This is a genomic window from Saccharothrix hoggarensis, assembly GCF_042678885.1.
GTDB classification, from domain to species: Bacteria; Actinomycetota; Actinomycetes; order Mycobacteriales; family Pseudonocardiaceae; genus Actinosynnema; species Actinosynnema hoggarensis.
Map to the genome: position 1 here is coordinate 1 of NZ_JBHTLK010000374.1, position 3911 is coordinate 3911.

At 73.3% G+C, this 3911-nt stretch carries 5 protein-coding genes; 2 read left to right on the forward strand and 3 right to left on the reverse strand.

What is annotated here, in order from left to right:
* Positions 1–224 precede the first annotated feature (224 nt).
* The 3 genes from ACFQ3T_RS34970 to ACFQ3T_RS34980 all read right to left on the reverse strand — a co-directional run bounded on the left by ACFQ3T_RS34970 (position 225) and on the right by ACFQ3T_RS34980 (position 2553).
* The gene (locus tag ACFQ3T_RS34970; RefSeq protein ID WP_380730154.1) at positions 225–881 is read right to left on the reverse strand and encodes a GOLPH3/VPS74 family protein; all 657 of its coding nucleotides are present in this window, start codon (positions 879–881) and stop codon (positions 225–227) included.
* A 15-nt stretch (positions 882–896) separates the two neighbouring features.
* On the reverse strand, positions 897–1595 hold the full coding sequence (locus ACFQ3T_RS34975; protein WP_380730162.1) for a CPBP family intramembrane glutamic endopeptidase: 699 nt from the start codon (positions 1593–1595) through the stop codon (positions 897–899).
* Positions 1596–1791: 196 nt separating this feature from the next.
* The gene (locus tag ACFQ3T_RS34980; RefSeq protein ID WP_380730156.1) at positions 1792–2553 is read right to left on the reverse strand and encodes a DUF2470 domain-containing protein; all 762 of its coding nucleotides are present in this window, start codon (positions 2551–2553) and stop codon (positions 1792–1794) included.
* Positions 2554–2814: 261 nt separating this feature from the next.
* Between ACFQ3T_RS34980 and ACFQ3T_RS34985 the strand changes: the two genes are divergently transcribed.
* Complete coding sequence (locus tag ACFQ3T_RS34985) at positions 2815–3282, forward strand: hypothetical protein (RefSeq protein ID WP_380730158.1); 468 nt, start codon at positions 2815–2817, stop codon at positions 3280–3282.
* Between the two features lie 82 nt (positions 3283–3364).
* Positions 3365–3829 (forward strand): hypothetical protein, encoded by a 465-nt coding sequence (locus ACFQ3T_RS34990; protein ID WP_380730160.1) that lies wholly within the window; start codon positions 3365–3367, stop codon positions 3827–3829.
* Positions 3830–3911 lie beyond the last annotated feature (82 nt).

The following is a 3911-nucleotide window of genomic DNA, read 5'->3' on the forward strand; positions in this document are numbered from 1 at the left end:
AGGTCGCCGGCTGGCACGCCTTCGCCGCCGCTCTCGCCGAACCCGCGCGCCGCGTCGCCGAGAACGCCGCCGTCACCGTCGACGACCTCGACCCGTCAGTGCTCGACTCGGCGGGCGTGGCCCGCTCGGTGGTCACCGCCGCCGCCCACACCGCGGCGCGGTTCCTGCTCGTCGGCTGAGCGCGGGGCCGGCGCCGGGAGCCGCGTCCCGGCCGGTGATCACGCCTAGCTGGAGGCGGCCGGGACGATCACGGCCACGGTGATCGCCGACTGGACCTGCTCGATCGCCTTGCGCACGGCGAGCGCCGCCCACTCGCCCTCGGAGATGGTCTTCAGGCGCTTGCGCACCTCGGCGCGCGGCAGGTGGGCGAAGACCTTGCGGTCGTGGCCGACCGCCTTCACCAGCGCGCACAGCGCCGCCGTGCGCGGGTCGACCGGGCCGTCGTCGGTGACCGCCCTGGTCATCCGGGCGCGCGCGTCGGTCTCCGCGGGCGGCTCGGCGCCGTCCGGCGTGGGGAACCGGGTGCGCGGGAACACCAGGAGCACCCGGTCCTCCTCGCGCCGCAGCACGCCGCCGGCCACCAGGCCGTCGAGCACCTGCTCGGTCAGCTTCTTGCTCAGCTTGTCGATCCAGTGCGCGGGCTTGCGCGGCTTGTCGTCGGCGATCCGGGCCAACGCCTGGTCGAGCACCGGACGGCCCGTCGGCGTCGGGTTCAGCACGGTGACCTTCTTGTCCACCACGTCGATCCGCTCGGCCAGCGCCAACTCGACCAGCAGCGCGCCGGCCAGGCCGTACCCGAGCGCCGGCTGGCCGAGCCGGCGCGTGCCGTCGTCGTCGTGCGCGAGCAGCGCCAGTTCGTCCGCCAGGGTCAGCTCGTCCATGGCACCACCCTAGGTTCAGGGCAGCCAGGACACCTGTCCGCGCAACACCGTGTAGCCGACGAACGCGACGACGTCGAGCAGCGTGTGCGCGACGACAAGCACCCACAGCCGGTTCGTGCGCTGCCACACCTTGCCGAACACGAGGCCCATCACGACGTTGCCGACGAACCCGCCGAACCCCTGGTACAGGTGGTACGAGCCGCGCAGCACCGCGCTGGCCAGCAACGCCGTGTTGTCGCGCCAGCCGAGCTGCTTGAGCCGCGTGATGAAGAAGCCGACGACCAGCACCTCCTCCGCCCACGCGTTGCCCGCGGCGGAGAGGACGAGCACCACGCTGCGCCACCACGACTGGTCCAAGGTGGACGGCAGCACGGCCAGGTTGAACCCGAGGTTCCACGCGACCAGGTAGAAGATCAACCCTGGGATGCCGATCACGGCGGCCAGCCCGAGGCTGCCCAGCGCGTCCGGCCCGATCCTGGTGCGGTCCAGGCCCAGCGCCTTCAGCCTGATCCCGCCGCGCCACAGCAGGTAGAGGCCGAGCCCGCCCCACGCGGCCAGCTGGACGACGCTCAACAGCTGCGCGATCAGGTCCAGCAGGTCGAACCGCGCCTGCGGGACGTTGATCGCGACCTTCTGCTCGTTCAGGGGCACCGGGTCGAGGAGGCTGTCCAGCAGCCGCACCAGGCTCCGCACGCCGGACAGGCCGAGCGTCATCGCGAAGACGATCAGCAGTTCCAGCTGGTAGCCGCGGCGCTCCCGGGCGTCGAGCTCGTGGGCTTCGATCACGCCCATACGGTAACCACGTCACCGTCGACGGCGGCCGTGGTCCGTTCGCGGGCGGGGGTTCGGTTCGCGGTCGGTCGTCGGTTCACGGCGGTCGTCGGTTCGGTGGTCCGGTTCGCGGGCGGGGTCAGCCGCGTTGGCGGGCCAGGAACGGGCAGCCCATGAGCCGGCGCAGCTCGACGGCCAGCTCCTGCGCGGTGGCGACCGGCCGGGAGAACGCGATGCGCACGTCGTGGTCCTCGTCCGCCATCTCGACCCGCAGCCGCAGGCCGAAGCGGTCCAGCCCGAGCGGGCGGACGTGACCGCCCTTCAGGTGGTCCGGCAGGTGCTGGCCGAGCAAACCGACCACGTCGCGGTGGGACAGTTCGAGGTGGCGCAGCCAGTGGTCCTCGTGCGCGGCGAACGGGTCCGGCTCGGCCTGCGCGAACAGCTCCGGCCTCAGCGACGTCGTGCCCTCGGCGTCCGCCACCACCAGCGAGGCGGGCGCCAGCGTGAGGGCGGACGCGCCGTGCCCGACGTCGAGCAGGCGCGGGTCCGGGCGGGCGTCGGCGACCCGCAGCGCCGTCTCGCGGGCCTCGTCGGCGTCGAGCGTGCGCAGCCAGCCGGTGATCCAGAGCAGGCCGCGGACCGGCTCGCGCAACGGGACCGGCGCCTGGTCGGCGAGTTCCAGCATGGCCGTCACCTCGCCCCGGCGGGCGGACTCGACCAGCGGGTGCTCGTCCGGCAGCACGATCGTCGCGTCGCCGTTCGCGTGGACGTGGTGCAGCACCGGGGTGATCCGGCTGTCCGCGCCGTCGGACGGCAGCAGGGCCGCGCGCCCGCCGCGGGCGGCGATGGTGCGAGCCCGCTCCGCCGGGTGCGGGGCCGGCGGTCGACGTGTCTCGTTCACCGCTCACCTCCCAACTTAGGGCAGCCTAACTGGCTGGCGTCCGGTGGCGGTAGTCCCACGACCGGACCACGTGGTCGCAGCCTCGGCACGGCGCATCGTCACCGCAGGTTAGGGGGTCGGCGACGCGCGCGCCGCACGGGGTCGCCCCGTCCTTCGGGCGGGGGAGCGGGCGGCGTCGGCGAGGATCGGGCCGGTTGGGCGATTCAGGTGGTGCGGTGATCGTCGTAATCTGGGGTCGCCTGGCGGAGGTGGCTCGTGGTCGTGCCGAACAAGCCGTCCACCCGGGGTGCGGCGCTCGATGACCGGTGGACCCGGTACTGCCTGGAGATCGCGAGTCGGCGGGCGTTCGGCTGGGTCGTCCTGGGCGCGCTCGCGTTCGCGCTGCAACTCGCCTTGGTCTTCGGCTTCGCGGACCCGTCCCCGGTGCCGTTGGCGCTGCTGCTGTTCTCCGTGCTGGTGCTCGGGTTCGGGCTCACGCGGCGGCAGCCGTTCACGCGGGTCATGGGTGATCACGCCTGGGTGTACGTGCGGGTGCACTGGCGTGGCGGGCTGCTCGTCGTCCACGGCGCACGGCCGCTCGTGCTCGACGTCAGCGCCGGCCCGGTGGCCCGAGGACGCATCCGGCGGCACCGGCGCGCCTGGGTCGTCTCACCTGATCGGGCGGGGAACACGGTGGTGACCTTCCGGGGCGTGCCGAAGCTGTTCCCGGCGAAGGTCGTCCGGGGTTGAGGAGTTTTCGCTCACGGTGGCGTTTGGTGATCGTCTTCTCGGCTACCCCCGGGGTGGGAATCCTGGTTGGCTGGGAGCAGTGGTGGGTGATGCGTGGGTGCGCAAGTGCCTGGCCGGGGCGGATCGCCGCGCGGTCGGGTTCATCGGGATCGCGCTGCTGGCGTTCGTGGTGCTGTGGCTGATCTCCGAGTGGATCGGGTCGCGGTGGGTGTTCGTCCTCACGCCGCTGTGCGTCGAGTTCGCCGTGCCCGGTCTGCGGCACTTCTGCTCGCGGCGGAGCCTGTTGCGGCTGCTCGACACCTACCCCCGGCACCCCGTGGCGGTGAAGTTCGTGCCGGGGCGGACGCGGGTCGGGCGGCAGACGTTCCTGGAGACCGAGGGCTCGGACCGCACGTTCCTGCGGCTCGCGGAAGTGCCCGAGCGGGTGCGCGAGAACATCCGGCGCGGCGGGCAGGTGTGGTTGGCCGGTCCCGACGAGCGGGGCCGGACCGCCGTGCTGACCCGCGGCGCGCCGTTCCTGACCCTGGGCCGGATCGTCATCCGCTGACGACCCCGCCGCGCTGACCCCGCCGCGCGCCGACTCCGCCCGCGCTGACTCTGCCGGCCGCAGCTTGGCCGCGCTGACCCCG